The organism is Cupriavidus sp. CuC1 (genome assembly GCF_044627735.1).
Taxonomy (GTDB): Bacteria; Pseudomonadota; Gammaproteobacteria; order Burkholderiales; family Burkholderiaceae; genus Cupriavidus; species Cupriavidus ulmosensis.
The window spans coordinates 1-26656 of record NZ_JBIUHC010000139.1; the positions used below are offsets into that span (position 1 = coordinate 1).

A 26656-nucleotide genomic window follows, 5' to 3' on the forward strand; every position below is an offset into this window, starting at 1 on the left:
ACCGCCTCGTCATAAGCCTCATCGACATGCCGCCTATAAGGCTTGCTGAGGGAGGCTTAACTTGGGTGGATTGGGGGACGTATTCGATCGCAGCTGCTCATGATGAGAATATGAACGGCAAGCTGGATACCAACGCTCTGGGCATTCCTATGGAAGGCTACGGCTTTTCAAACGACGCAAAAGGCTGGCTCAGTGCACCTACGTTCTCCGCAGCCAGCTTCTCGTACGACGGACAGAACTTAGATATGACGATCACTCTGCACTACTGAACCTGCTTTCAAAACGTCGTTGGTACATTATGGGGGCTTCGACTAGCGGCCCAGCATACCGACGGTGAATTCTAAGGAACATTCTTTCTTCCATTGACTTCCGTTCCCCAACAGGAGCCCATTCAGGTATTTCTACCTAATGCCGGTTTTGCACCGCCTTACTCGCGACGGCGACCGCTGGCTTGCGCACCTGGCTTCCGCGACCCATACCAAGTGAAGTAACTGTACCGTCGTAGTAAACCTGAGAGGCGGTGCAAAATCCTAGCGCCTTCAGCCAGCGTCCGCAATTGGCCGGTCGGAGACGGACGCGCCCGTGTGGATCGCGACAACCAGCGCGTACCTGCACAGCGAAAAGAATGCGCGGCACGAAGCGACACAGGAGCGGCATCGGATTGGCTGAACCAGAATGACGTGAGCAGTATCCGCGCGCTCGTCAGGATTCAGCGCGGGTTCCGTGGTATCTACAGCGCGACCACATCAGGGCGTGCCCCTACTGCCCTCCGTTGCTCAGACAGTCTCATATATGGGGGCGCGACTGTGGCCAAATGCAAGAGACCAGGCTGAGTGCGGTCCACGAGGTAGGACGGTGCCCGATGCCAATTATCACCTGCCTCTCCTACGCTTCAAGTATCTCCCACGCGAGGAACTGAGATGCGAAGAGACTTGGTCATTTGTGCCGTTCGCGCCGGCTGGGTCCCGAAAGTTTGGGGCGAAGCCATCGCAATTCTCGAATTGGAAGGTCACGACGAAGCACTGAGCCTCGGAAACACCATAGCGACCCGCCATGGTGTCGATTTAGTCATCGAGGAAGCGAGCGGCCTGCGCCGGTACATTCAACCGCCACTCCCTTCGGTAGCGTGGCCGGAAAGCCGAAACGTTATGGTTCGCGCCCCTTGAAAATGGAAACCAACCCAAATGCAATGGCCGACATAGGCCACCTCCTAGCACAGATTTTCTCCCGGCTCGTCGGCACTTTATCTCTACTTGTAGTTGGCCTGTACGTCACAGATACAACTGTAGGTCTCACCGACGCCCCTATGAGCAAGGACACCCTGTTCCTATCGGTCGTGGCCGTTGCCCTCTGGGCAATGTGCGAAGCATCTTGGCGTCACAAGTAATTGGCCCGCTCCCGGCCAACTCCCTTCGCGTCGCCGAACCGGATCGGTACCAGCGCGGTCACTACGCCATAAGCTGGCGCGTCAGCGTGCGAAGCAGACACCCGTAACGAGTATCCGGCAGCCTCACCCCTCGTAGGCAGGTCCGCATGGTCCTGCCTCCTATTTCGCCCCATCGTCTCATCCCTGCGTCGGCGGAGCGCATTTTGAGGTTGCGGCCACCGCGAGACGGCGGGCAACCTAGACGTCCGCTGTCCTCCCCCGCCGCGCGCCGCACAGGTCTGCTATGCAGGAGCCCACCAGCGCTGTAGCCAGCGTGCGCAGCTATCGAGTAGGAAACCCAGCAGCCCGATCACCAGCACGGTGGCAAGCAACTCCGAGTACGCCAGCCGATCGCGCGTATCGAGGATGAAGTAGCCCAAGCCGGCATTGACCCCCAGCATCTCAGCCGGCACCAGCACGATCCACACGATGCCGATCGACAGCCGCAGCCCGGTCAGCACGCTGCCCACCACGCCCGGCAGCACCACCCGCATCAGCATCTCCCAGCGCGTGGCGGCCAGGCTGCGGGCGAGCGTGATCCAACGGGGGTCAAGGTTGCGTACTCCGGCGGCGGTATTGAGCAGAATGGGCCAGACTCCGGCGAAGGCGAGCAGGAACAGCACCGGGCGGTCGCCGACGCCCAGCACCATCACGACCAGGGGCATCCAGGATAGCGGCGAGATCATGCGTAGGAACTGGAAAGCTGGCGACACCGCGGCATCCACCCGCGCCGCTCCGCCCACCAGCAAGCCAAGCGGCACGCCCACGGCAAGTGCCATCGCCAGTCCCAACAACACGCGCCGCAGGCTCACCAGCACAAAGTGATACAGCAGGTGGTTGAATAGGACGCCGCCGATCGTCACGCCCAGCTTGTCCATATGAGTGAAGTCCGACAGACCCCGCGCGCCGGGCGGATACGTCTGTGGGAAAAATACTTCCTTGTTCGGCCCTTCGAGCGCGCGCCACTGGCGGATATGCCGCTCAAGCGTGCGCCGCATGCTGTCGGGGAACCGCTTCGGATGGTCTTCCTGCAATTTGCGCAGCAGGGTGATCGCCTTTAGCCTCGGCGCACTGCGCAGCAACGGGACGACTTCGCTGTCCCAGACATCGGCGAACGGATCGGGTCGTGATCGCCAGTAGCGCCGGGGTTGCTGCGACGCCAATCCGCCATCGTGTTCGACACGCCGCGCCGTGCGCTCGTTCATGCCTGCCTTCGCGGCAGCGAGCTTCTGGGGATGGTGTTTGCGATGTTTCATATAGAGGCGAACCTGTTGATCGGTGATGCGGGTTCCGGACATGCGCTGACCGCCTCTTCTTAGCTGCAGTCAGCCATCCTAGGCCTCGCCGACCCGGCGCCGCCGGCAGTTCGTCGTCTTCGGCGGCTACGCCGCCTTCGACTCCTCACTACCGGCCAAGATGATTGTCGCCGCCCAGTTGGGCCCGATGCTCCGCCGGCGATTACAATACTGCGGAAGCACAGGGTGTTGCCCAAATGCGCCAAGAATGTGAGTGGAGAAGTCAATGGCAACAGCACGAGCTGGCACCAAAGGGGAGGCACTAAGACTCCTGGGGACGGAAGGCGTGACCGTGGTGGAACTGGACTATGAGGCTGGCTGGCAGGACGCGATTGAACTTGGTCGGCTCGGCCAGAAGGCAGGGATCCGCGTGGAATATCGCGGGCAAGAAAACATCGCAGTCAAATCGACGACGGCATTGGTCGCCGGCCTGACGCGGCGAAAAACGACCTTCCGACAACGAAACCTCTATTGTCAGTTTGATCTGTCCGAGCTGCCTGCATCTGAGTTGGAGAGCCTCGAGGCAAAGGCGTCCAAGCTGGGCGACTATATTCTCGCCGGGCGCTTGATGCGGGAAGTGGATTCGGTATGGACAGAGTAAGCACTTCCCCTGGCATCCCATTGGCTACCCAGCGCGTATCCACCCATCGGCCGCGCCGGCGAGTCAATCCGGGCGATGGTCGAGGACCAAGGGGAACTACAAAGGGTTAAGGAAGAACACGACCCAGTTGAAGACATTGTTTGCACTGAGCAATCTTTGGTTGGCTCGCAAGACATTCCTGTCCATGGCGACATGAGGCGGCCCGAAGCGGCAGACTGCCTCCTCGGAAGCAGTATCTCGAGCCTCTGAGACGATGCAAACTCACCTCAGATGCCTTGATTCCAGACTATCGCGATGGCCCGATGGGATCCGCGAACAAAAAGTGGGGGTTCTTCAGACCTTCCTTAAACACCTATCTTTGACGATGCTCGAGATCACGGCAGTTCATCAAGCAGCGCTTTGGCCTGTCGTAAGTCGGCGGTGTCGAAACCTTCTGTGAAGAAGCCATAAATCTCGGCGAGCTTCTGCCGGGCTGCAGCCGTCTTGCCCTCTCGTTGCCACAGGCGGCCCAAACTCAGCGCCGCTCGCAACTCCAGCGACTTCGCGGTTTGGTGGCGAGCCACCGCGATTGCCTTGTGAAAACTCGCTTCAGCTTTGTCGCCGCCCACGGTCCCATAGGTCTGAACGCTCGGCTGGTGCAGCATCAGTTCACCCTTGAGCCGATGCAACTCCGCTTCATAACAACGTTCTCCCGTTTTGTCGACCATGGCTAATGCCTCGGCCAACGCGCTCAGCCCTGCTTGAGGCTGCCCAGCGTCCCCATAAACTTCGGCCAGAAGGGCCAGAAAGTATGATCGTCCCAGCTCGGCCCCCGTGGCTCGGTAGGCAGCTAGCCCCTGGGCTATTTGGGCGAGTCCTTCCCTCCCTGCTCGGCCATCGTCCAGCCTTGAAGGATGGTTCCCCATGCCAAGAAGAATGGGAGGCCCTGCTCGCTCGAGAGTGTGATGGTGGCCTCGGCGCATTCATGGGCCCATTGCGTTTCACGCCGAAACTGGTGCAACTGGGCGGTAAAAGCCAGGGTGAACGCCAAGCTGAAAGGGTGGGACTTCTTCTGGGCCAGGGCAAGTGCCTCCTGGCTTCGCTTGCGGGCCTGATCGGGATAGCCCAGATACCACAGACTCCAAGCCAAGTGGTTTAGGCCACGTATGCCCGGATCCAGCCCGTAAACAAAGGCATGAGCATGATGCTGTTCGGGGTCATAGAGGGAACACACCCGCTCTTGGTGGGCACGGGAAGTGGCAAGGTCGCCCTGAAAGAACGAGCTCGCCCCGAGTGCACCATGAGCCTCCACGAGCAAACCGGGGTCCTGTGCATCCACGGCTAGGCGGAGTAGCCGCTCGCCCAGCGCGTGTGCGGTTGCGTACTCTGCTCGCAAGTTATAGTAGGTCCGCAGCCCCGACTGCACCGGGAAGAGCTGTGAAGTATCCCCAACCTGTTCGCACAACGCCAGCGCACGGGCGTAGGTGGATTCCACTTCTGACGCGGCGTAACCTCTGGTGACCATCAAGGCTGGACCGAGTGTGAGCTGCAGTGTCAGTTCCTGACGGTCCCGTTCGCGCGTGTCGGGCAGGCGCTTGAGCAGCGCCAGGGCAGTATTGAGGTGCCCGATCGCATCATGATTGGCGGAGCGCTGAAGCGCCTGTTGCCCCCCGCCGCGGACGATGAGACTGTTCTCGTTGAATTCTGGCTATCGGGTACGCACCTCGGCCCGCTGAAGGCGAACGGCAAAGTCTTTGAACCAACCGGCCGGAAGTTCCGCGTGCGCATGGCAGCGACGTTCGAGTTTGCCCCGAACTCGGACAAGATCATCTGCGAGCGGCCCTACTCGGCGGCGGACGCAAAGCTGCGGGCTCTTGGCTTGGTCTGACGAATGACTCATTGGCTTCGTCGGACGTTGCCCACAGTTGGTTGACCTTCCTGCCACCCACGCCTTTCTCGCACAACTGCAGAGTTGGGGGCTTCTACGAAGCCTCCGCGATTGCTGGAAGGCAAAGCAGTTGCCAAATGTCCCCTTTTCGGTGCGCCATCCAGCTTCCGCTTGCGAAACGGCCGATGGGTGAGCCCTGTATATGTGTAGCCCCGCTGCTCCAGGTGTGCCTGACGCCGGAACAGCGACGACATTGGGCATTCCATATCTATTGAGAGTCCTAGGTCAGAACTTGTTACGCAGACCTAGCGCGAAGGTATTTCCCGTGGATGCGGTCGATAGCTTGTCGAACATATAGATGGCGTAGACATCGGTACGCTTCGAGAGGAAGTAGTCGTAGCCAAGCGACGCGGTGTTCCTGATGGAGTACGGGGTCCGCGGCTGGTTGCGGGTAGTTCTCGCCCAATCCACTAGCACCGAACCCGACGTCGTGACCGGCACAGAAAAGCCAACTTGGTAAGTCCGCGTCAACGCGTCATTTCCGTTGGTGCTCGTCCCTTCTAAGGTCGCGAAGAGCTTGGCCCATTTGAAATCGTAGGCAAAACCCGCAAGGTGGGCATCCTGCGAAATGATGGGGGCGGTGATACCGCTTCGTACACGTTGCAACGAAACACCAGCTGTTAGGTCTCCACCGGAGTAAAAGGCGTGAAGGCCGATATTCGCGGTGCCATTGTGGCCAGGAACCTCTCCAAAGCCGTAAATGGCCGTACCGCTGAGTCCGCCAAAGTCGGGAGTTTCATATCGGATGGCGTTGTTCCAGACCGTATCGCCTGCGATTGCGCTACCGAAGGTCGCTACGAACGACTGCGTCACCAACGGCGAAAAGACAACGGATGCACCAAACGGATTTAGCCGCTGCATCACCCCGTACATCGGGTTGGTTTGTCGCCCGAACGTGATTTGCCCAAATCCACCCTGGAGGCCAAGGTAGGCGTTGCGGGCAAAGAACGGGTCCGTGGCATTGCGGCCTTGCCCACCGGTGTCGGGTTGAAAGAAGCTTTCCAGCGTGAATACTGCCTTTAGATTCCCACCGAGGTCTTCCGTCCCACGCATACCCCAATAGGACGTGGTAAGCCCCCCACTTCCCTCCAACCAGGTCGCCGTTGGCGTGTCCGCGCGCTTTGACGACGCGACGTAAGTACCGACCAGCCCGTACAGCTCTACCGAGCTTTGTGCGCGGACCTCAGCATTCATCGCTCCACCGATTGCCGCCAGCAAGGCAGCACCCGCGGTTCGCTTCAATGTGACATTGCTTTTCATCGTCTCTCCTCCTCACCCGTCCCCTGACGGGACCTTCTTTTTTGATGCCATAGCGATCGGGCCGCTAGGGGCTGAGGCCCGCCGGGCTGCATGCGAACATTGTTTGAAAGATGTCGAGCTTCGTTCTTTTCTCCTTTGGTTATTGGGTTGGACGCACACGGATCTACGGAGCGACTTCTTCCAGACTTCGCTCGCGCTTCTCAGTCATGTACCTGGCTGCCAGCGCCCCGCGTATCGCGCCATGCAAGGTGTCTCCTCTTTGTTAAGGTGTCTTCTTGTGGCCGCGTGTGGGCGCGCTGGACATGACGTCTCCGGCCAACCGTCGCGTCGGCATGAGAGACATTCACGTTGGATCAGGCACTAGGCGGGTCGCTGGCAGTGGCTGCCTCGATCCGCCCAGCGGTAGCGTGCTTATTGCTTTTCGATGCGTGCGCGCTCAATGACGTCATGCCACTTGCGGATTTCGCCGGCGACGAATGCTTGGAACGCCTGCGGGGTACTGGAACGCGGTTCGAGTCCCAGGTCCGCCAGTTTCTTTGCCGATGCGGGCGACTGCACCACCTTGGCAAGCGCCTGGTTGAGGCGCGTCACAACCTCGACCGGAGTCTTCGCAGGCGCGGCCAAGCCGTTCCAGGATGTGGCCTGGTAGTTCGTGAGACCAGTCTCGCTTATGGTGGGCGTGCCGGGCAGGCTGGCGGACCGCTTGCCTCCGGTGACGGCGAGCGGACGCAGCGCGCCGGACTGGATCTGCGGCAGCACTGCCGGCATGGTCTCGAATCCGGCCTGCACATTGCCACCGCGCAGCGCGCTAACCACGTCGCCGCTGGATCGGAACGGCACCACCTGGGCATCGAGCCCGGCCATGGCGACGAAGAGTTGCGCTGCGAGGTTCTGCGTGCTGCCGATCCCCACCGTGCCGATATTGAAACCTGCCGGATCCTTGCGCGCCTGGGCGATTGCCTCGCCCACCGTCTTGAGCTTGCTGGCCTTGTCCACCACCATGACCAGGTCGAAGCTGCCAATCGGCGAGATCATGGCAAAGTCTTCGAGCGGGCGGTAAGGAAGCGTCTTGAAGAGCGAAGAACTGACCGCGTTCTGGTTGCTGACCAGCAGCAGTGTGTGTCCGTCTGGCTCTGCCTTGGCCACTGCAACTGCCGCGTTGATGCCGCCGGCACCGGGCAGGTTCTCGACCACCACTGGCTTGCCCAGCTCCTGACCCAGGCCCTGGGCCACAATGCGCGCTGCAATGTCGGCCACGCCGCCGGCGCCGAAGCCCACGACGATGCGCAGCGGCTTGCTTGGGAATGGCGCTTGCGCCAGTGCCGCCGTGCTCGCCAGCAAGCCGCAAGCGGCGAGAATGGGAGCCAGCCAACCCAAGCGCTGGCGTAGGCCAGGTACCGCCATCCTGCCGAGCCGGACTGGGGTTGGGGAAAGTGGCTGCGTGGCGGTTGGTTTCCTAAACATGTCGTCTCCATTCTGTTCGTGGTACGTACGCGTAAACAGCGGCGCTTTCAAGGCGCGCTGCTAACGTGCTTGCGCTCTGTGGCGCCATCGTGAAACCGGTGTGCTGCCGATTCGCATGGGAGGCGAGCGGTGTGCGACTCCAGCCGGTGCCCGGCATCACTCGGTGACGCTTAGAGTCCGCTGCCTTCGCCCCAGTACAGCCGGGTCGGATTGTCCACCAACAGCTTGCGCTGCAGCTCGGCAGTCGGAGCGATCTTCGGCACGTAGTCCACGAGCTTGCCGTCGTCGGGCATATGGTCTTTCAGATTCGGGTGTGGCCAGTCGGTGCCCCACAGTACGCGATCAGAGAAGCGTTCCACCAGCGTGCGGGCAAAGGGGACTACGTCCTCGTAACCTGGTGGCCCCGACAAGCTCAGGCGCTCCGGACAGCTAACCTTCGACCAGACATTGTCGTGTTCCTGCATCAGCCGCAGGAATTGCCCGAACTCGAGTCCGTCGACGGGCTTGCGGATGTCTGGTCGTCCCATGTGGTCTACCACCACCGGGGTCGGCAACTTAGTGAAGAAAGGCCAGAGTTCGGGCAGATCCTGCGCTTCGAAGTACACCACGACGTGCCAGCCAAGCGGCGCAATGCGATTGGCGATCTCGAACAGCACCTCGCGCGGTGTGAAGTCAACCAGGCGTCTGACAAAATTGAAGCGGACGCCCCGCACCCCTACGGCGTGCATGGCATGCAATTCGGCGTCGCTGACTTCACGCGGCACCGAAACCACGCCTCGGGCTTTTCCCTCGGAGCGGGCCAGCGCATCGAGCAGGGCTCTGTTGTCATGGCCGTGGCACGTGGCCTGAACCACAACATTGCGTTCGAAGCCAAGGTGATCGCGCAACGCAAAGAGTTGCTCGCAGGAGGCGTCGCAGGGTGTGTACTTGCGCTCCGGCGCGAACGGGAAAAGATGCTCCGGTCCAAACACGTGACAGTGCGCATCAACGGCGCCCGCTGGCAGCGCGAATTGGGGGCGCGAGGGAGCTGGGTGGAATGGCAGCCAGTTCGGGTCCATTGGCATGAGGCGCTTCCTTAAAATGAGTCTGGGCTTATGGAAAAGACACGCCCGGGTCAGACGGTGGCGCCGAGGATATGGTCGGCTTCGATGCGCCAGTCACCGAGCGGCGCGTCGCCACCGCCGAACAGGCCTCGGGCCGCGAGATCAGCAACCCATGCCTGCCGTTTGGCGGTGCTACTGGCCGACATTGGCTCCAGGCCGATCTCACTCACAGTGCGCGCGACCTCGTGCATCTCCTCCGCGCGGCGGCGACCATGCTGAATCACTCGGTGAAAGAAATAGCTACCTTGTTGCTCCCAATCGATTCCCGGGAAGGTTTCAGCCAACGAAGCCAGCACCGCGTCCTCCACGCCGTGAGCGCGTGCTGCACAGAGGCATTCGATCACCATGGCCTCCAGTCCCTTGATCAGGACGCTGCGGCACATCTTGGTAGCCGAGACGACCCCCAGTGTGGTCGAGCCCACCTTGGCCTGGAAGCCCAGCGTCTCCAGGTATGGGTGCAAGCGCGCTGCCGACGGTCCGCCCAACAGCAAAGGCATGCGTATCCGGTAGGGGCCGATGGAGGTCATCACAGCGCCTTCCACATAGCGGCCACCGGCGCCGTTCACCAACCCGGCAGCCTCGATCTTCGTGCCCGGCGAAGCGGAGTGAAGTCCAGGAAGAACGTCCCGGCACGCAGCCCCGACCGGCAGGCGTGCGCCACCGCCAGGGTCTGATCGGCGGTGACGGCGCTGATGACCAAGTCCGCGCTAGCGACCAGATCGGAATGGCTGCTTGCCAGCCTTACACCGATGGCGGCGGCGTGGCGTTGCAACGCTTCACCGCTTGGGGCTTGCATCAGTCGGTCGAAGGCGGAAACAATCATGCCGGCCGCACGAAGGTCTTCGGCCAGCGTGCAACCAACCTCTCCATAGCCGGCCAAGCCGATATGCCACTGGCGAGCATCGGGGGATGAGGTCATGATGTCAGTCGATATAGCGCAGGCCAGCCATGGCGAGCGTGGGCCGCATGTTGTAGATGTCCAGGCCAAGTTCGCCGGCCGCGAGGCGCGCGCGTTTCGCCGCTTCCTTGCTCTCGCGCTCGCCGGCGGCATTCGCTACTTGCTGGGCGATGGCGGCAGGCACCACCACCACACCATCCTCGTCGGCGATCACAACGTCCCCCGGATTGACCAAGGCCCCGCTGCAGACCACCGGCACGTTGACCGAGCCCAGCGTCGCCTTGACGGTGCCGCGCGCATGAATGGCTCGGGAGAACACCGGAAAGCCCATTTCTCTGAGCTCCCTGACATCACGTACACCCCCGTCGATCACCAGGCCTGCGCCGCCACGGGCCCGGAACGAGGTTGCCAGCAGATCGCCGAAGAAACCATCGCTGCTTTCAGCCGTGCAGGCTGCGACCACCACGTCGCCGGGCGTCAATTGCTCGGCCGCCACGTGCAGCATCCAGTTGTCGCCGGGCTGCAGCAGCACGGTGACCGCAGTGCCACACAGGCGTGCGCCGGGAAAGGCCGGACGCATCTCCGGCTTCATTAGCCCGATACGGCCCATGGCCTCGTGAATGGTGGCCACGCCGAACTTGGACAGTTCTTCTACCGCGGCGGCGGAGGGGCGCTCGATATGACGCTTGACGATGCCGAGTGGATTCATGGCTGATGATTGAGAATGGGTTGTGGTCATCCGGGGCTGTCCTGTCAGCGGCCCTGGGCCTTCAGGGCCGCGTCGAGCCGCGGGTAGACGCGGCGCGCGTTGCCTTCGTAGATCTGGTGGCGGTCCTGCTCCGTCAGCGTCGACGCGGCGTCGATGTAGCGGCGGGTATCGTCGAAGTGGAAACCGGTCTCAGGATCGATGCCGCGTACGGCGCCAATCATCTCCGACGCGAACAGCGTGTTGTACACGGGGATCACCTTGGTGAGCAGGTCGATGCCGGGTTGGTGGTAGACGCAGGTGTCGAAGAAGATGTTGTTCAGCAGGTGATCCTGGAGCAGCGGCTTCTTCAACTCCTGGGCCAGGCCACGGAACCTGCCCCAGTGGTAAGGCACGGCGCCGCCGCCATGTGGGATCACAAAGCGAAGCGTCGGGAAGTCCTTGAACAGATCGGACGTCAGGCATTGCATGAACGCAGTCGTATCCGCATTCAGGTAGTGCGCCCCGGTGGTGTGAAAGCACGCATTGCAACTGGTGCTGACGTGGATCATCGCCGGAATGTCGTACTCCACCATCTTCTCGTAAATGGGGTACCACGAGCGATCGGAGAGCGGGGGCGCGGTCCAGTGGCCGCCCGACGGATCCGGATTCAGGTTGATGGCAACAAAGCCGTAGTCCTCCACGCAACGAACCAGCTCGGGAATGCAGGTTTCGGGTGCGACGCCCGGCGATTGCGGCAGCATGGCCGCGCCGATGAACTGCTGGGGGAACAGCCCGGCCACGCGATGGCACAGTTCGTTGCAGATCGAGGCCCAGGTCGAGCTGATCTCGAAATTGCCGACATGGTGAGCCATGAAGCTGGCGCGCGGTGAAAAAATCGTCAGGTCGAGGCCGCGCTCGCGCATCAGCCGCAGTTGGTTGTGCTCGATACTCTCGCGCAGCTCGTCGTCACTAATCCGCAATTCGCCAGCCTTAGGCCCCACAGCCAGGTTGCCCAGGCTGTCGATCTGGCGCTTGCGCCAGGTTTCCAGTGCCGCAGGGGCAGTCGTGTAGTGGCCGTGGCAATCGATGATCACGCTGTGTCTCCTTTCCATACTGATTGATGAATCAATGCCTCCCCCTTCATCAAGGCGCGGGCGGTGCCGATCTGGCTGCGGTCGGGCAAACCGATCACCGCGAGCAGCACGCCATCGCGGCTGGCGGTATCCGCAGGCAGGTCGGTCTCGTGGAGAACGGACCGCGTGAGGTACCTCCGCGTATCAGGAGGGGGGGATTGAAATTTGCATGCGACTGATTATCGAGACTCGGCCAAGATTGAAACAGCGCACAATCCCACTAGCAGATATATCATTCTGCTATAACGCAAGGCGTGATTTGCTGCGCTGCAACCCAATGCCATGGACATCAAACAACTCGAATACTTCGTGCACGTTGCCGAATTGAGCAGCTTTACCCGTGCTTCCGTCGTGCTAAATGTGGCTCAACCTGCCCTTAGTCGGCAAGTCAGGCTGCTGGAGGTCGAGTTGCGGCAGAACCTGTTGATCCGCAACGGACGCGGGGTCACCACCACCGAGGCCGGGAAGCTGCTACTGGAGCATGGCCGCGGGCTACTGCGCCAATTCGCCCATACCAAGGAAGAATTAGCGCGGCTGCGCGGTGCCGCAGGCAGCAACATCGCCCTCGGCGTGCCGCCAAGCCTCTCGCGCATCTTGATCGTGCCGCTGATCCGTCAATTCCGGACGGCGTTGCCAGGCACCGTGCTCTCGGTCCGCGAGGGGCTCTCCACCGCGATGCAAGAGTCCCTGCTCAACGGCAGGCTGGACGCGGCGTTGCTCTACGAATTCCCCGGCAACGCCATGGCTTCAGGCGTGGAATTCACTGAAGTATGCGAGGAGGACCTTTTTCTGATCGAGTTGGGTGGTAGCAGCAATGCGACCGCACCGGTCACCCTGGCAGAATTGGCGCAAACGCCACTGGTGATTCCCAGTCGGCCCAATGCGATGCGCATGAAAGTGGAGACGCAGTTGACCGATGTCGGCCTCGTCCCCACTATCGCCCTGGAAATCGACAGCGTGTCTTCGTTGCTCGACTTGGTCGCCGACGGCGCCGGCAGCGCAGTGCTGCCGATCAACGCGCTATTGAAATCGACGCATGCCGACCGTCTAGTGGCTCGGCCCATCTCCTCGCCCGGTTTGCGCATGCGCCTGGTGCTTGCGGTCAGCTCGCATCGTCCCTCGACCCGCTCGCATCAGTCCATGCTGGACATGATCCTGCAAACCACCCGAGCAGTCCTGCACGGGCGCGTAGCCGCTTGAGCCCAGCCTGTTTCCTGTTTTTCACTTCACTCCGTTTATCGCTGGCAGCTTCAAGCCGCTACGGCCGGAATGAGCTGGCAAGCCGTGGACAAGAATACGATGGGTGGCCGACCTTTCTCACATCTCATTCGGTTGCATTACTCCAGGGTTCCGGTCGGTAGTGTAAAGCGGGAGCACCGCGGTCTCGATCAGGCCGATCGCCTCCATCGCCAGGTGTGACAAGGTGTGCTGGCTGCTCGTCGCGATAGCGAGACGGGTGTGCAGCGTCGGTTGCGCTATGCGTGTAACGGAGAACGGGCGCTTGAGCGGATCGGTGGCCGGAGCATTGATGGGCAACACCGCGTAACCATAGCCCTCGCACACGAGGTCGAGGATCGCCCCGACTGCATCCACCTCGAGCGCGATGGCGAGCTTGACGCCCTCCTCGGCGGCGCGCGCTTCCACAATCTGCCGCAGCGCGTGCATCCGGCCGGGAATGACGAGTGGATAGCGCCCGATGTCCTTTAGGCGGATCTGCTCCGGCGCCTGACCACCTGTACTACCTCCCATGCCGATCAGGAACAGTTCCTCCTCAAACACCGCGCGCTTCTCGACGAGTGCGGTGAGCGAAGTGTCGTAAAGCACGGCCGCATCGATGCGGCCCATCATCAGCCACTCCATCAGATACGTGGAAAGCCCCTCTGCCACAGAGATCGTCGCATCTGGAAACCGCTGCCTGAACTGCCGGATCAACTCCTGCGTGGCGACCTTTGCGAAGCTCGGCGCAAGCCCGATGCTGAAGTGTCCGCTGACCGTCCCCTTCAATTGCCGAAGATCGTGCCGGGCACGCTCGGCCTGCAGCAGCATCCCCTTCGCATGGCCCAGCATGACCTGCCCCGCATCGGTTGCCAGGACGCCGCGCCCGTTCCGCACGAGCAGGGTCTGCCTTAGTTCCACCTCGAGCTGTCGCACGAGGCGGCTCAAGGTCGGCTGATTGGTATCGAGGATCGTGGCGGCGCGCGTGAAGCTCCCCAGCTCCACTACGTGCACAAAGGCCTCGAGCTGCTTCAGTTCCATTTCGGATCCTATACAAATTTCGTATATCAGCTAGTCGGATATGTCGATTGTATCGGTGGACTCGAATCGCCACAATGATCCTCAATCGCTGTCAGGCCACGCCATTCTCAATAGAGCCCAGCCACACCATGAAATCCTGTCTTCCGCCAGATCCGCACCCAATCAACCCGTTGCATGCGCTCCCCGCGCTCGCGTGCGACGCCCACTGCCACGTATTCGGCCCCGCCGAGCATTTCCCCTATGCCGAAGATCGCAGCTACACGCCGCCCGACGCGCCGTTCGAAGCACTCGCTGCGCTGCACGACCATCTGGGCCTTGCCCGCGGGGTGATCGTGCAGGCGAGCTGCCACGGCACCGACAACACCGCCATGCTCGACGCGATCACCCGGAGCAACGGTCGATATCGGGGCGTTGCCATCGTCGATGTCACCGTCACCGACGACGCGCTGAAGGCGCTAAACGACGCCGGTGTGCGCGGCGTACGCTTCAATTTCGTCGCGCATCTGGGCGGAGCGCCCGACCTGGACGTTTTCGACCGCGTGCTGCGGCGGGTCGAAGCGCTCGGCTGGCATGTCGTGCTGCACCTCGACGCGCAGGACATCGTCAAATACGCCGATCTCATCGGGCGGATTCGCGTGCCATTCGTAATCGATCACATGGGCCGCGTACGCGCCGAGGCGGGTCTGGATCAGGAGCCGTTCCGGCAACTGCTGGAGCTGATGCGCAATCCGCTCGCATGGGTGAAGGTCTGCGGCTCCGAGCGAGTCTCGGCGGGCAAACGACCCTTCGACGACGCGATTCCCTTCGCGCGGGCACTCGTTCACGCCGCACCGGATCGTGTGTTGTGGGGCACGGACTGGCCGCATCCGAATATCTCCAAGGACATGCCCAACGATGGTGAACTGGTCGACCTGCTGTTCCGCATTTGCGACGATCCCTTGCTGCTCCACAAGATCCTGGTCGAGAACCCTGGTCGACTTTACGATTTCGGCGCCGGCAAATAACAGACGGTCAAAAAAGGCCGCAAGACAACCTATCGGAGACAAAGCATGACTCAATCCAACTTTCGTTCACGCATTACGTTTGCCGCGAGGCAGCCGCGATGAGCGCCACCACTTTATCCCCCGATGCGACGCCGCGCCTGCGCGTCCCCCTTTACCGCCAGCTCTATGTGCACGTGCTGGCCGCAATTCTGATTGGCGTGCTGCTCGGCCACTTCGCGCCGACGCTTGCCGTCCAGATGAAGCCGCTCGGCGATGCGTTCATCAAGCTCGTCAAGATGGTGATCGGCCCAATCATTTTCTGCACCGTGGTCGCGGGCATCGCGGGCATGGGCGACATGAAAAAGGTCGGACGCGTCGGCGGGAAAGCACTCCTATATTTCGAGGTCGTCTCGACGCTCTCGCTGGTGATCGGGCTTGTGGCCGGGCACCTGCTACGCCCGGGTGCCGGTTTCAACCTCGATCCGTCGAAAATCGACGCTTCCGCGCTTTCCGGCTACGCGCCCCAAGCCCATGAGCAGAGCACGGTCGAGTTCCTCATGCACATCATCCCGAACACCGTGGTCGATGCGTTCGCGACGGGCAACGTGCTACAGATTCTGCTCATCTCGGTGCTGTTCGGCGCGGCGCTTGCCGCGCTCGGCGAGCGGGGCAAGCCGCTGGTCGAGTTCATCGGCGGCATCGCCAACACGTTCTTTGGCATCGTTCACATCATCATGAAGACTGCTGCCATCGGGGCCTTCGGTGCGATCGCCTACACCATCGGAACATATGGAGTCGGGGCCGTCTTGCCACTCATCAAGCTGATCGGCGCGTTCTACCTGACGCTCTTTGTGTTTGTTGTGGTCGTCCTCGGCGCGATCGGCCGCGTGATGGGCTTCAACATCTTTCGCTTCATGAGCTATATCCGCGAGGAGATTCTCATTGTTCTCGGCACGAGTTCGTCCGAAGCGGCGCTGCCCGGGATGCTCGAAAAGCTCGAACGCTTGGGCTGCTCCAAGCCGGTGGTCGGGCTCGTCGTGCCCGCGGGCTATTCGTTCAATCTGGATGGCACCAACATCTATCTGACGATGGCGGTCCTGTTCATCGCGCAGGCCTTCACTATCCAGCTGACCTTCACGCAGGAAATGACCCTGATCGTGGTCGCGATGCTCACCTCGAAGGGCGCGAGTGGCGTGGCCGGTGCTGCGTTCATCATGCTCACCTCGACTCTGCTCGTGTTCCCCGTCATCCCTGTGTCCGGCATGGTGCTGATTCTCGGCATTCACCGCTTCATGGGCACCGGGCTCGCCGTCGTCAACACGATCGGCAATGGCGTCGCCACGCTCGTGGTCTCCGCCTGGGAACGAGAACTCCACCGGGACAAGCTCGACGCCGCCATGAAGAAGCGCACAGTCCGCTAAAGCCCGGCCTCGCACCAGAGGCCGCCGTCCGCGCGGGCTGCCACGGCACATGACAATCAGAACAAAAAGGTGATGGATCGGCGGAGATGAACTTCCCGGTATGGAGCAAGGCGCTCGTCCAGAGGGACGGTCAAGGCGACTCTCGGTTCCGTGAACATACCGGTGGTATGCGCTGGGGCGCTGGTGAATCCGGGCGACGTGATCGTCGCGGACGACGATGGTGTGGTCGTGGTGCCAGCGGCATCGGCGCAGAAGGTTCTCGCAAAGGCGACCGCGCGGGAAGCCAACCAAGGCGAGAAGCGCGCGAAGCTGGCCGCCGGCGTGCTCGGCCTGGATATATACAACATGTGCGAACCGCCGCAACAAGCCGGACAGCGGCGCTATATCGATTGAAAAGGACAGAGAAAATGGCCATCGGTCAATCCATGAGTAAGCAGATCACGGGCATCTCTTCGATGACCACGCGCCTAGTGCTGGCCGAGCTGGTCAAAGAATACGAGCGCCTGTCGGGACGACGAGTGGTCATCGAATCGGTCGGAGGCGTGGCCGCTGCCCGGCGTGTTCAGGACGGGGAGCCATTCGATATCGTCGTGCTTGCGGCCGACGCGATCGATCAGCTCGCCGCAGCCGGCCAGATCGACCCGGCCGGCCAGGTCGACCTGGCCCGTTCGAGCGTGGCGATCGCGGTGGCAGCCGGGGCGCCTCGACCGGAGATCGGTACCGAAGCGGCAGTTCGCGACGCCATACTGGCCGCGCGCAGCATCGGCTATTCGACGGGTCCCAGCGGTTCGCACCTGAGCCGCTTGTTCGAGCGCTGGGGCATCGCTGAAACCATAGCGCCTCGCATCGTGCAGGCACCGCCCGGCGTTCCAGTGGGCGCGCTCGTCGCCCGCGGGAAAGTCGAACTAGGTTTCCAGCAATTGAGCGAGTTAATGCACTTGCCTGGCATCGATGTCATCGGCTCTCTGCCGCCCGAGATTCAGGTCATCACCGTCTTCTCGGCCGCCGTATGCACGGCGTCTGAGCAGCATGAAGCCGCGGAGCAACTGATTTCCTTCCTGGCCTCGCCCCAGGCTGACTCCGTCAAGCTGCGTCATGGTATGGAACCAGCAGAGGGTGATAGCAAATAGCGGCGGTACACGTAGAACAAAGGAAAGTTGTGTCTTCCGCACTTTGTGTGACGAGGGCGCATTGGCGTGGAGGATGCTGTAGCGTGGAACGGCCGTCGTCTCCACCGCCCACCACCATTCTTCTTGTTGACGAACGTGGGCGAGCCCGCCAGCCTCGTGCCGGCCGCACGAGTTCACCCGCCTGCGATGGCGATCGGACTAGCGTCCAGCAAGACAAGGCAGGCTGGTCGTTCAGTTTGACTTCAATACCCGCAGCCGCAGAAGCTCGATGTTCGCGCGGCCATACATCTGGCGCTTGAGGAACTTGAGCCGGTTGACGTGACCGTCGGTCTGGCCATTGCTCCATGGCAGCCTGAAGGCCGCACGCACAGCCGGTAAGTCCGCGCGCAGGCTTTGCGCGAACCTACGCATTTCCGCAGCGTCGCAGCGCGACAGACGCTTCAACCATCGATCGAACTGCCGCGGACTTCGCCGGGTGCATGAGCCCGAGAAACTCCCGCGCGAGGCTGCGAACCTCGCCCACCACGGGTTCGATCTTGCACAGCGCCTGCACGACGCGCTCGTGGTCCGCGCTCCTGGGCTCCTCGACGGCGAGCTTCCTCCATCCGACAAGCCATCCGAACACGCGCCGGGCCGACGGTCACGGCATCGTGCGCACGGGTGCCTGGACAAGTGGTGCCTTGCCCTGCGGAAAGAGGAGGCGGACCACGCAATACTGCACGGCGGCGCGACTGCCCGTATAGCCTCGCTGCTTGAGTTCTTGCCAGATCTCTCTCGGACAGCGACAGCCCTGGGCGATTCGTTCCTCGATATAGCTGCGATAGGGATCCAGAGGCGTCGGACCCCGCGCTTTGGGCGCGCGCTCGGGGAAGGCCCCCGCGGTGATGAACTTGCGCACGGTTCGATGGTCGATTGAGAGCTCGCGCCCGATTCCTTTCATCGTGCCGCCCTGGGCGCGTAGCGCCATCACCCGCTCGTACAGCGCCAGCCGCGTGGCGCGTCACTGATCGCTCAGGCGCTGCCATGACCGCAGTGAGGTGCGGCTCCGCAACCCCTGCCGGCCCAGGGTCACGCCACCGGCCTCGACTTGCTGCGCGGGTTGGCGCAGCCAGATTCTTGGCATCTGCCCGAAAGCCGTCAAAAATCAGTGGGGTTGAGTTCACTCAAGCCGAACCACGGGCAAGGCCCGAAATTTCTCTTGCACTTATCTGATATAGCAGATACTGTTATCTCATTAAAGTAAGGAGCCCCCTCTTGGATCATTACTCGAAGGAAAACTTCCAACTCACCCGAAGCATTGGTTTTTTCCTCAACCGCGCCCGCAACTCGCTGCTGATGGAAATGGATGCGGCGCTGAAGGAGGTGGATATCACCGCCCAGCAAATGGGCATCCTGCTGTCACTGACCCATGGCGTTGCAGCGACCCCGTTCGAGCTAAGCAAGCTCCTCGGCATTGACACCGGCCTGATGACCCGCACGCTGGACAAACTGGAGAACAAGGGCCTGCTAGCACGCAGCCGGAGCAGCGACGATCGTCGTGTGGTCAACCTGACGCTGACGCCGAAGGGAAAGGCGGTTGCCGAGCGCATTCCGGAAATTGCCCCGAAGGTGCTCAATGCTCGCCTGAAGACGTTCAGCCAGGAAGAATTCGCCGAGTTTCTCCGCCTGCTTGCCAAATTTGCGGACGCCTGACTGCGCCGCGTGTCCGGCTATTACCGGACGCGACGGCTGCGTGCCCGCCGGCGTGGTTCACTATCACCATGATGCTCAGCGTGGTCGGACCGCCGATCGTATGGAATAGCCAGAGCACGCGCCAAAGTCACTTCTCCACGTCCCGCTCACACCACGTTCACCGCACTGCCATCTGCGGTCATCCACGCTGAGGCGTTCGCCGGAAAACCAAGCCATTCCAGGTGTCTAGCTCTTCAGCTGTAGAGCCCGCGCCGCGTCTGCTCGCTGTGTAGTCAGCCTCTGGCTATAAAATCTAAAACCGTTAAAAATCAGTGACTTGACCGGATATGCTAGCCGCGCAGCGGGGCAAGCGCTGGATTTTCCTTGCATTTATCTGACTTATCAATTACTGTTACATCAGCAAAGCAAAGAAGGCCCCACCGTGGATCACTACTCGAAGGAAAACTACCACCTCACGCAGAGCGTCGGGTTCTTTCTCAATCGTGCCCGCGACGGCCTCCTGGTCGAAATGGATGCGGCACTGAAAGACCTGAATATCAACGCCCAGCAAATGGGGATTTTGCTGCTGCTGACGCGTGGCGTTGCCGATACCCCGTTCGAGATGAGCAAGCTGCTCGGCATTGACAGCGGCCTGATGACCCGCATGCTGGACAAGCTGGAAAGCAAGGGTCTGCTGGCGCGCAGCCGTAGCACAGACGATCGTCGGATGGTCAACCTGACGCTGACGGAGAAGGGCATAGCCGTAGCGGGACACATTCCGGAGGTGGCGCCAAAGGTGCTCAATGCCCGCCTGAAAGCGTTCAGCCAGGAAGAATTCGATGAATTCCGCCGGCTCCTTGCCAAGTTTGCGAACGTTTGATCTCTTTTTTTTGCTCATTTAACTGACAAATCAGACAATGAATAATCAGATTAACTCCTCGGCACGCCGCTTCACGGGCCCCGCGCTCTCGGTGCTGATGGCGACAGTCCTGGCCGGCTGCGCCAACTACGCCGGCATCCACAGCGACAAGCACATCGCCGAAGCCACTTCCTATGCCACCACGCAAAGCATCCCTGCCGAGCAAGGCCACTGGCCTTCGGCCGACTGGGCCGACCAGTTCGGCGACACCCAGCTCAAGGCGCTGATCGGCGAAGCGCTGCAAGGCAGCCCCTCGCTGGAAAAGGCGCGGGCTCGGGTAGCCTCCGCAACGGCGCTCAGCGAAGGCGCCAATGCCAATACGCTGCCGCAGGTGGGTGCCGGCTATTCGTGGACGCGTCAACGCTTCTCGGAAAGCACGCTCCTGCCGCCCTCGTTCGCCGGGTCCTGGCAATCGGAAAACAAGGCGATCATCACCGCCTCTTATGAACTTGATCTGTGGGGCAAGAACCGCGAGGCCCTGAAGTCCACGGTATCCGCGGTGCGCGCCAGCGAGGCCGAGGCGGAACAGGTGAAGCTGACGCTAAGCAGCGCGATTGCCCGGGCCTACAACGAACTGGCCCGCCTCTACGCACTGCACGACATTGCGCAGGACGAATTGAAGCAGCGCCGGGAAGTACTGCGCGTGACCAACGGGCGCGTGACCATGGGGCTGGAGACCGAGGTCGAGAAGCGCACCGCGGAAGCCAACCTGGCCGCCAGCGAAGTCGCACTCTCCTCGCTCGACGGCAATATCCAGCGCACGCGTTACCAACTGGGCGCGCTGCTCGGCCAGGGCCCGGACCGCGGCCTGGCGATCAGCCGCCCCACCCTCGCCACCGGCGACGAAGTCCGCCTGCCCGACAACCTGCCGGCCGACCTGGTCTCGCGACGCCCCGACATCGTCGCCGCACGCTGGCGCGTCGACGCCACCCTGCACGACATCAAGGTGGCCAAGGCGGAGTTCTATCCGGACATCAACCTCTCCCTCGCAATGGGCCTCGACGCCTTTGGCTGGGGCCGCTTGCTGCACGCCGCCAGTCGCACGGCATCGGCCGGTTCTGCGATCCACCTGCCGATCTTCGATGGCGGCGCGCTGCGCGCCCAGCTCAAGGGCCGCTACGCCGAATTCGACTTTGCCGTCGCCAACTACAACGAGACGCTGGTGAACGCCCTGACCGACGTCGCGACCCAACTCTCCGACATCCGCGCCATTGACACGCAGATCGACAGCGCGATCCGCACCGACACCGCTGCGCGGCGCGCGCTGACCCTGGCCCTGGCGCAGTACAAGGCAGGCCTGACCACCCAGCTCACCGTGTTGAACGCGCAGACCAATGCGCTCGCCAGCAGCCAGGTGGTGGCTAACCTGCGCATGAATCGCCGCGACCGGCAGATTGCTCTCGCTGCAGCACTGGGCGGTGGCTATGCCGATACCTCCGACTCGACCAAACAGGCGGCCCTGCCCCGCTAACCCCGCTTTCAACGAACACGAACAGGTGACAACATGAACGAAACCACCAAGTCCGATCAAGCTGCCGATCAAGCTACCGTCGAAGCCCAATCGCCCAATCAGAATACCCGCAAGCGCCTGCTTGCCCTGCTCGCCCTGACCAGCGCGCTCGCCGCGGCCGGCTACGGCGCCTACTACTACACCGTCGCGCGCTTTCACGAGGAGACCGATGACGCCTACGTCAACGGCAACCTGGTCCAGCTCACGCCGCAAGTCACTGGCACGGTGGTCGCGGTCAATGCCGACGACACGCAGATCGTGAAGGCCGGCGAGCCGGTGGTGTCCCTCGACGCCGCCGATGCCAGGGTTGCGCTCGCCAGCGCCGAAGCCGCGCTGGGCCAGACCGTACGGCAAGTCAGCGCGCTTTACGTCAACAACAACGTGCTCGACGCCACGATGCAGCAACGCCAGGCAGACCTCGCCCGCGCCAGGGACGACCTGCGTCGCCGTACCGAGGTGGGGGAAGCCGGCGCGGTGGCTGCCGAAGACGTGGCGCACGCTCGCGATGCGGTCAAGACCGCCGAAGCCGCGCTCGAAAGCGCTCGCCAGCAACTGGCCTCGAACCATGCCTTGACCGACCAGGCTTCCGTTGCCGACCATCCCAGCGTGCTCGCCTCCGCGGCCAAGGTGCGCGATGCGTATCTGGCCAATGCTCGCAACACGCTACCGGCCCCCGTCACGGGATACGTGGCGCGGCGCTCGGTGCAGGTGGGCCAGCGCGTGGCCCCGGGCACGCCGCTGATGGCGATCGTGCCGCTCGATGGCGTGTGGGTGGACGCCAATTTCAAGGAAGTTCAGCTCAAGCACATCCGCGTGGGCCAGCCAGTCGAGCTGCATGCCGACCTGTACGGCGGCGGCGTGACCTATCACGGCAAGGTCGTCGGCTTCTCGGCCGGCACCGGCAGCGCGTTCTCGGCCCTGCCCGCGCAGAACGCCACCGGCAACTGGATCAAGGTTGTGCAGCGCCTGCCCGTGCGTATCCTGCTCGATCCGGAGGAACTGCGCGCGCACCCGCTGCAGATCGGCCTGTCGATGCAGGTCGACGTGGAAACGCACACGGCCGCCGGTTCGCAGCTCGCCACCAGCGGCGCAACGCCGTACCGCACGACCTATCGCACCGATGTGTTCCAGCGCTATGGCGAAGAGGCCGACCGCGAGATCACACGGATCATCGCGCAGAACAGTAGCGGCAAGTCCGGCACGGAAGTGGCGAAGCAACCGGTGCAGCGCGCGGCGCGAGTGGCAAAGCACCAGCCGCGTGCTGAACCAGTTACGCAAGCGGCCGGGGCCTGAGCACCGCACGGGCACACACAAGCTCTCTCTCGCCCATTTATCTGATACGTCAGATTAATAACCGGGCCGCCGTCGCAGACCGCGCGGCGGCCCCCAAAGCGAATCTCTTTCGGAAGGCCCCCATGCAATCCCCAGCCCAGATCCAGACCGCACCCGCGCCGCTCACCGGCGGCAAGCTCGTGCTGGGAAGCTTAGCCGTGGCCCTGGCCACATTCATGAACGTGCTGGACTCGTCGATCGCCAACGTCGCGATTCCGACCATTTCCGGCAACCTCGGTGTGTCGATCGACGAAGGCACCTGGGTGATCACTTTGTTCGCCGCCGCCAATGCGGTCGCGATTCCGTTGACGGGCTGGCTGACCCAACGTGTGGGTCAGATCCGTCTGTTCGTCGCCGCCATCCTGCTGTTTGTGCTGTCGTCCTGGCTGTGCGGCATTGCCCCCAACCTGACCGTGCTGCTTGCTGCCCGCATCCTGCAGGGCGCGGTCGCAGGACCGCTTATCCCATTGTCGCAATCCATCCTGCTGGGCTCGTATCCCAAGGAAAAGAGCGCCATGGCACTCGCCCTGTGGGCCATGACCGCCACCGTAGGCCCGATCGCCGGCCCCGCACTGGGCGGCTGGATGACGGACAGCTACTCGTGGTCCTGGATCTTCTACATCAACGTGCCGGTTGGCCTGTTTGCCGCGGCCGTTACGTGGGCCATCTACAAGGACCGCGAGACGCCGGCCCGCAAGCTGCCGATCGACCTGGTGGGCCTGGCCTCGCTGATCACCTGGGTCGCCTCGTTGCAGATCATGCTCGACAAGGGCAAGGACCTGGACTGGTTCAGCTCTCCGGTCATCATCATCCTGGCGATCGTGGCGATGCTCAGCTTCCTCTTCTTCGTCATCTGGGAACTGACCGAGCCGAACCCGATCATCGACCTTCGCCTGTTCAAGGGTCGCAACTTCCTGGCCGGCACCGTCGCCATCTCGGTTGCCTATGCGGTCTTCTTTGCCAACTTGGTCGTGCTGCCGCAATGGATGCAACAGTTCCTGGCCTACCCCGCCGTCAACGCCGGCCTGGTGACCGCGCCGCTGGGCATCTTCGCCGTGCTGCTCGCGCCGGTGCTGGGCAAGCTCTTGCACAAGGCGGAGTTGCGCGTGCTTGCCACGCTTTCCTTCGTCGGCTTCGCCGCTGTCTTCTTCATGCGCTCCCACTACACCACCGGCGTGGATACCTTCACCCTGGTGCTGCCCACCTTGCTGCAAGGCATTCCGACCGCGCTCCTCTTCGTGCCGCTGACCACGATCATCCTCTCGGGCCTGCCGCCCGAGAAGATCCCCGCCGCCGCAGGCCTGTCCAACTTCGCCCGCGTGTTCTGCGGCGCGGTGGGTACGTCGCTGGCCACCACCGGCTGGAACAACCGCGCCGTGCTGCACCACGCCCAACTGGCCGAGCAGGCCAGCCCGAACAACCCGCTGTACGGTGCCGCCCTCCAGTCGATCCAATCGACGCTGGGCTTTACGCCGGGCCAGGCTGTCGCCTACTTCGAGCGCAGCCTGAACACGCAAGCCATCATGCTGGGCCTGAACGACATCTTCTGGATCTCGGGCGTGATCTTCATTGCAATCGTGCCGCTGATCTGGCTCACCAAGCCGATCAAGGGCCAAGTATCGGAGGCCGCCGCGGCCGCGCACTGAAGCCAGGACCATCCACAGATCATCCGGAGCCATCGATGATGCGACGCACTTCCCTCATTGCCGCCGGCAGGCGAATCGGCCGTGCCTCTTACCATCTTGCCACCGCTAGCTGGCGTAGCGCCTCCTTTCTGTCGGTGATGGCAACCCAAACGATGACTGCTTCCATGGTGGGCGCCCTGCTGCTGATGACGCTGGCATGCTCGTTGTACGTCATCGGTATGGGACTGGGACATGTGGGCGGCATCCGGCGCTAGCGCGGCAAGGCCAACGCCCTGCGGCCCATTCGAACCGGGTCGGCTTGCGCAGGATTAGAGTTGCGGCCCGAGTCGGTATAGCGGCCTTTCGACGTTGTCGCGCAGGTTGCACAGCAGATGCCAGCGATCGGAGACTTGCTTGGCTGCCGGCAGCGCGATGTCGACCGCCTCGGAGTAGGCCCCGGCCCGGTCCCTGGCGACGATCTCGATCGATGGGTGCGCACGCATCCACGCGGCCACCGCAGTTGTTTCCCTACCGGCGAACACTTCGATCGGCTCACGTCGCTCCAGGTCGACGATGATCGTTCCGTACTGGTGACCGCGCGCAATCGCCCAATCATCGATGCCGACGACCCGCGGTCGTGGTTTGCGCTTGCGCCCAGGAGCTCTTCGCAACTCCCGCAGCACGGTGTCGGCACTGGTGCGCAAGCCCAAGGCGTTAGCAAGCCGGGCTGCCGCTTCACCACCGAGGGCGTGGCCCAGCGCGTGCAACGCCCGAGCCTGTGATCGCGTTCGGCGTTGATGCCGACCGGCCAAGGCGTGGATGTTCTCGGCAAACGTACGACGGGGGCAGCCGGCATTCGCACACTTGAAGCGATGCACCTCCACGGCGAGAACGACCCGCTGCTCAAGCATCGGACGTTCTTCCAGCCTGCGCACATAGCTGCCGTGGAGTCGGTTTCTCCAACGACGGCAGGCAGGACAAGGTGCCGCGCGAACCGTACTGCAGGCTTCGACAGTGATGGTCTCCCCTCGCGCGCCGCTGGAGACGACGCAACTTTACTTCGCGCCGCCGGATAGTGCCAAGATTACTACTCTCAAAATGGTAGTAATCTTGGTACGGAGACTAATGCAGGAATCGCTAACCTATTGATTCACAACGTCTCCTGGTAAGGACCGGAGGGAGTATTTTTACTACACTTCACGGTTTCAATGAGCGATTTCGACGCCAAGCATTTAATCGAATCCTCAATCACCTACGTCTCAATCCACCGCCACCACTGGGTTCGCAGCTGTGTGCTGGATTTCAGCATAATGCTGTCGCCCCAGCCGACCCATTCCATGGCCACGGATGGCCTCCGCTCAGAGGCGCCACTCGACACATCGCCGGCGTTTGATCCGACCACTCACTCTGGCTAGGTCGACGCGCCCATGAACCGCGAATTCACTCTGTGTTGGCGCGCGTCATAACCTGCAGCGATAGGATTCGAAGAAGGAATTCTTATGCAGCAGTGCACGCATTTCCTAGAATCACACGTACTCCTCGCCGCCGTGTGAGGGTTCCTGTACCGTCTGAGAAGGAGTATCTGTGGACAAACGAGTCGAATCCGCTATCTCGCATTGGGCGCCACGCTTTATCAGCAATGGCGTGCTGCTTGCCGATTTTCAAGAAGTCACCGCTGGCATCAACCATTGGGATGATTGGTGCCGCGCATGGTCTGCGCGAGCCGCGGTCCACGAGTCGGTGGGACGCCACGCCCTATCAGAGGGCTATTTCACGAGCGCCGGTGAGCACCTGTCTCGGGCGGGAGTCTACTATCACTTCGCCAAGTTTCTTTTTGTTCAGGATCCCGCGCAATTGCGCGCTGCACATACGAAGGCGATCGAGTGCAAGCAACTAGCCATCCCTTATTTGCGTCCACCGGCACGGCGCGTTGAAATCCACCCCTTTCAAGGTGACGAAAATTAGGGCACCCTCCGTGTCCTCGAACCGAAAATGGAGTCAGTGGCGTGGTACT

General features: G+C 62.1%; 26 protein-coding genes and 5 pseudogenes. 16 read left to right on the forward strand and 15 right to left on the reverse strand.

The genetic code is table 11. The annotated features are described in order from the left end of the window. Nucleotides 1-269: DUF2141 domain-containing protein (locus tag ACGLHR_RS39375; RefSeq protein ID WP_400100950.1), on the forward strand; the 269-nt coding region annotated here is incomplete at its 5' end. Between the two features lie 319 nt (nucleotides 270-588). After that, nucleotides 589-669, forward strand: a pseudogene (locus ACGLHR_RS39380) (recombinase XerD); the annotation flags it as partial. Between the two features lie 999 nt (nucleotides 670-1668). On the opposite strand, the pseudogene ACGLHR_RS39385 reads toward ACGLHR_RS39380, so the two are convergent. Together ACGLHR_RS39385 and ACGLHR_RS39390 are read right to left on the reverse strand one after the other, a co-directional pair. Continuing rightward, a pseudogene (locus ACGLHR_RS39385) lies at nucleotides 1669-2244 on the reverse strand (ABC transporter permease); the annotation flags it as partial. Beyond that, nucleotides 2227-2724 (reverse strand): annotated as a pseudogene (locus ACGLHR_RS39390) (IS21 family transposase); the annotation flags it as partial. The pseudogenes ACGLHR_RS39385 and ACGLHR_RS39390, both read right to left, overlap by 18 nt. Before the next feature lie 223 nt (nucleotides 2725-2947). Between ACGLHR_RS39390 and ACGLHR_RS39395 the strand changes: the two are divergent. Together ACGLHR_RS39395 and ACGLHR_RS39400 are read left to right on the forward strand one after the other, a co-directional pair. Further along, on the forward strand, nucleotides 2948-3322 hold the full coding sequence (locus ACGLHR_RS39395) for a PHA-granule associated protein 4 (RefSeq protein ID WP_400100952.1): 375 nt from the start codon (nucleotides 2948-2950) through the stop codon (nucleotides 3320-3322). 85 nt (nucleotides 3323-3407) lie between these two features. Then, nucleotides 3408-3518: pseudogene (locus tag ACGLHR_RS39400) on the forward strand (IS5/IS1182 family transposase); the annotation flags it as partial. Nucleotides 3519-3696: 178 nt separating this feature from the next. Here the strand turns inward: ACGLHR_RS39400 and ACGLHR_RS39405 are convergent. Together ACGLHR_RS39405 and ACGLHR_RS39410 are read right to left on the reverse strand one after the other, a co-directional pair. Next, a complete protein-coding gene (locus ACGLHR_RS39405; RefSeq protein ID WP_400100954.1) occupies nucleotides 3697-4029 on the reverse strand; it encodes a hypothetical protein in 333 nt (110 codons plus the stop codon). Nucleotides 4030-4163: 134 nt separating this feature from the next. Beyond that, nucleotides 4164-4796: a hypothetical protein gene (locus ACGLHR_RS39410; RefSeq protein WP_400100956.1), complete on the reverse strand. Its 633-nt coding sequence runs from the start codon at nucleotides 4794-4796 to the stop codon at nucleotides 4164-4166. A 126-nt stretch (nucleotides 4797-4922) separates the two neighbouring features. On the opposite strand from ACGLHR_RS39410, the gene ACGLHR_RS39415 reads away from it, so the two are divergent. Then, on the forward strand, nucleotides 4923-5189 hold the full coding sequence (locus ACGLHR_RS39415) for a hypothetical protein (protein WP_400100958.1): 267 nt from the start codon (nucleotides 4923-4925) through the stop codon (nucleotides 5187-5189). Between the two features lie 285 nt (nucleotides 5190-5474). Here ACGLHR_RS39415 and ACGLHR_RS39420 read toward each other — a convergent pair whose 3' ends face one another. The 7 genes from ACGLHR_RS39420 to ACGLHR_RS39450 form a co-directional block, all read right to left on the reverse strand. Then, a complete protein-coding gene (locus ACGLHR_RS39420) occupies nucleotides 5475-6509 on the reverse strand; it encodes a porin (RefSeq protein ID WP_400100960.1) in 1035 nt (344 codons plus the stop codon). Between the two features lie 411 nt (nucleotides 6510-6920). Continuing rightward, nucleotides 6921-7973 carry a Bug family tripartite tricarboxylate transporter substrate binding protein gene (locus ACGLHR_RS39425; RefSeq protein ID WP_400100962.1) on the reverse strand — a complete coding sequence of 351 codons (1053 nt, stop codon included), beginning with the start codon at nucleotides 7971-7973 and terminating at the stop codon, nucleotides 6921-6923. Between the two features lie 170 nt (nucleotides 7974-8143). Continuing rightward, a complete protein-coding gene (locus tag ACGLHR_RS39430; protein ID WP_400100964.1) occupies nucleotides 8144-9037 on the reverse strand; it encodes an amidohydrolase family protein in 894 nt (297 codons plus the stop codon). Nucleotides 9038-9087: 50 nt separating this feature from the next. After that, nucleotides 9088-9603, reverse strand: coding sequence for a DUF1932 domain-containing protein (locus ACGLHR_RS39435; RefSeq protein ID WP_400100965.1), 516 nt, complete (start codon nucleotides 9601-9603; stop codon nucleotides 9088-9090). Nucleotides 9604-9638: 35 nt separating this feature from the next. Further along, on the reverse strand, nucleotides 9639-9995 hold the full coding sequence (locus ACGLHR_RS39440; protein ID WP_400100967.1) for an NAD(P)-binding domain-containing protein: 357 nt from the start codon (nucleotides 9993-9995) through the stop codon (nucleotides 9639-9641). A gap of 4 nt (nucleotides 9996-9999) precedes the next feature. Beyond that, nucleotides 10000-10683 carry a 4-carboxy-4-hydroxy-2-oxoadipate aldolase/oxaloacetate decarboxylase gene (ligK, locus tag ACGLHR_RS39445; protein ID WP_400100969.1) on the reverse strand — a complete coding sequence of 228 codons (684 nt, stop codon included), beginning with the start codon at nucleotides 10681-10683 and terminating at the stop codon, nucleotides 10000-10002. A 44-nt stretch (nucleotides 10684-10727) separates the two neighbouring features. Continuing rightward, entirely contained in the window at nucleotides 10728-11756 is a 1029-nt protein-coding gene (locus ACGLHR_RS39450; RefSeq protein WP_400100971.1) for an amidohydrolase family protein, read from the reverse strand. Between the two features lie 321 nt (nucleotides 11757-12077). Here ACGLHR_RS39450 and ACGLHR_RS39455 point away from each other — a divergent pair, with 321 nt between their 5' ends. Continuing rightward, the gene (locus ACGLHR_RS39455; RefSeq protein ID WP_400100973.1) at nucleotides 12078-12995 is read left to right on the forward strand and encodes a LysR substrate-binding domain-containing protein; all 918 of its coding nucleotides are present in this window, start codon (nucleotides 12078-12080) and stop codon (nucleotides 12993-12995) included. Nucleotides 12996-13112: 117 nt separating this feature from the next. On the opposite strand, the gene ACGLHR_RS39460 is transcribed toward ACGLHR_RS39455, so the two are convergent. Continuing rightward, a complete protein-coding gene (locus tag ACGLHR_RS39460) occupies nucleotides 13113-14051 on the reverse strand; it encodes a LysR substrate-binding domain-containing protein (RefSeq protein WP_400100975.1) in 939 nt (312 codons plus the stop codon). 128 nt (nucleotides 14052-14179) lie between these two features. Here ACGLHR_RS39460 and ACGLHR_RS39465 point away from each other — a divergent pair, with 128 nt between their 5' ends. The 4 genes and pseudogenes from ACGLHR_RS39465 to ACGLHR_RS39480 all read left to right on the forward strand — a co-directional run bounded on the left by ACGLHR_RS39465 (nucleotide 14180) and on the right by ACGLHR_RS39480 (nucleotide 17585). Then, nucleotides 14180-15055, forward strand: coding sequence for an amidohydrolase family protein (locus ACGLHR_RS39465; protein WP_400100994.1), 876 nt, complete (start codon nucleotides 14180-14182; stop codon nucleotides 15053-15055). A gap of 98 nt (nucleotides 15056-15153) precedes the next feature. Continuing rightward, a complete protein-coding gene (locus ACGLHR_RS39470) occupies nucleotides 15154-16455 on the forward strand; it encodes a dicarboxylate/amino acid:cation symporter (RefSeq protein ID WP_400100977.1) in 1302 nt (433 codons plus the stop codon). Between the two features lie 83 nt (nucleotides 16456-16538). Then, a pseudogene (locus ACGLHR_RS39475) lies at nucleotides 16539-16848 on the forward strand (4-carboxy-4-hydroxy-2-oxoadipate aldolase/oxaloacetate decarboxylase); the annotation flags it as partial. A gap of 14 nt (nucleotides 16849-16862) precedes the next feature. Then, complete coding sequence (locus tag ACGLHR_RS39480; protein WP_400100979.1) at nucleotides 16863-17585, forward strand: substrate-binding domain-containing protein; 723 nt, start codon at nucleotides 16863-16865, stop codon at nucleotides 17583-17585. A gap of 231 nt (nucleotides 17586-17816) precedes the next feature. Here the strand turns inward: ACGLHR_RS39480 and ACGLHR_RS39485 are convergent, their stop codons facing one another. Together ACGLHR_RS39485 and ACGLHR_RS39490 are read right to left on the reverse strand one after the other, a co-directional pair. Then, nucleotides 17817-18029, reverse strand: a complete 213-nt coding sequence (locus ACGLHR_RS39485; RefSeq protein WP_400100981.1) for a transposase — start codon at nucleotides 18027-18029, stop codon at nucleotides 17817-17819. A gap of 196 nt (nucleotides 18030-18225) precedes the next feature. After that, nucleotides 18226-18552, reverse strand: coding sequence for a hypothetical protein (locus ACGLHR_RS39490; protein ID WP_400100983.1), 327 nt, complete (start codon nucleotides 18550-18552; stop codon nucleotides 18226-18228). A 287-nt stretch (nucleotides 18553-18839) separates the two neighbouring features. Here ACGLHR_RS39490 and ACGLHR_RS39495 point away from each other — a divergent pair, with 287 nt between their 5' ends. The 5 genes from ACGLHR_RS39495 to ACGLHR_RS39515 all read left to right on the forward strand — a co-directional run bounded on the left by ACGLHR_RS39495 (nucleotide 18840) and on the right by ACGLHR_RS39515 (nucleotide 24663). After that, the gene (locus ACGLHR_RS39495) at nucleotides 18840-19277 is read left to right on the forward strand and encodes a MarR family winged helix-turn-helix transcriptional regulator (protein WP_400100985.1); all 438 of its coding nucleotides are present in this window, start codon (nucleotides 18840-18842) and stop codon (nucleotides 19275-19277) included. Nucleotides 19278-19698: 421 nt separating this feature from the next. Further along, nucleotides 19699-20136 (forward strand): MarR family winged helix-turn-helix transcriptional regulator, encoded by a 438-nt coding sequence (locus tag ACGLHR_RS39500; protein ID WP_400100995.1) that lies wholly within the window; start codon nucleotides 19699-19701, stop codon nucleotides 20134-20136. Nucleotides 20137-20173: 37 nt separating this feature from the next. Continuing rightward, nucleotides 20174-21646 carry an efflux transporter outer membrane subunit gene (locus tag ACGLHR_RS39505; RefSeq protein ID WP_400100986.1) on the forward strand — a complete coding sequence of 491 codons (1473 nt, stop codon included), beginning with the start codon at nucleotides 20174-20176 and terminating at the stop codon, nucleotides 21644-21646. Nucleotides 21647-21679: 33 nt separating this feature from the next. Then, a complete protein-coding gene (locus tag ACGLHR_RS39510; RefSeq protein ID WP_400100988.1) occupies nucleotides 21680-22978 on the forward strand; it encodes an HlyD family efflux transporter periplasmic adaptor subunit in 1299 nt (432 codons plus the stop codon). 122 nt (nucleotides 22979-23100) lie between these two features. Next, nucleotides 23101-24663, forward strand: a complete 1563-nt coding sequence (locus ACGLHR_RS39515; protein ID WP_400100990.1) for a DHA2 family efflux MFS transporter permease subunit — start codon at nucleotides 23101-23103, stop codon at nucleotides 24661-24663. A gap of 308 nt (nucleotides 24664-24971) precedes the next feature. Here the strand turns inward: ACGLHR_RS39515 and ACGLHR_RS39520 are convergent, their stop codons facing one another. Beyond that, nucleotides 24972-25661: an ISL3 family transposase gene (locus tag ACGLHR_RS39520; protein WP_400100997.1), complete on the reverse strand. Its 690-nt coding sequence runs from the start codon at nucleotides 25659-25661 to the stop codon at nucleotides 24972-24974. 565 nt (nucleotides 25662-26226) lie between these two features. On the opposite strand from ACGLHR_RS39520, the gene ACGLHR_RS39525 reads away from it, so the two are divergent. Continuing rightward, nucleotides 26227-26607, forward strand: coding sequence for a hypothetical protein (locus ACGLHR_RS39525; RefSeq protein WP_400100992.1), 381 nt, complete (start codon nucleotides 26227-26229; stop codon nucleotides 26605-26607). The last annotated feature ends 49 nt before the right edge of the window (nucleotides 26608-26656 follow it).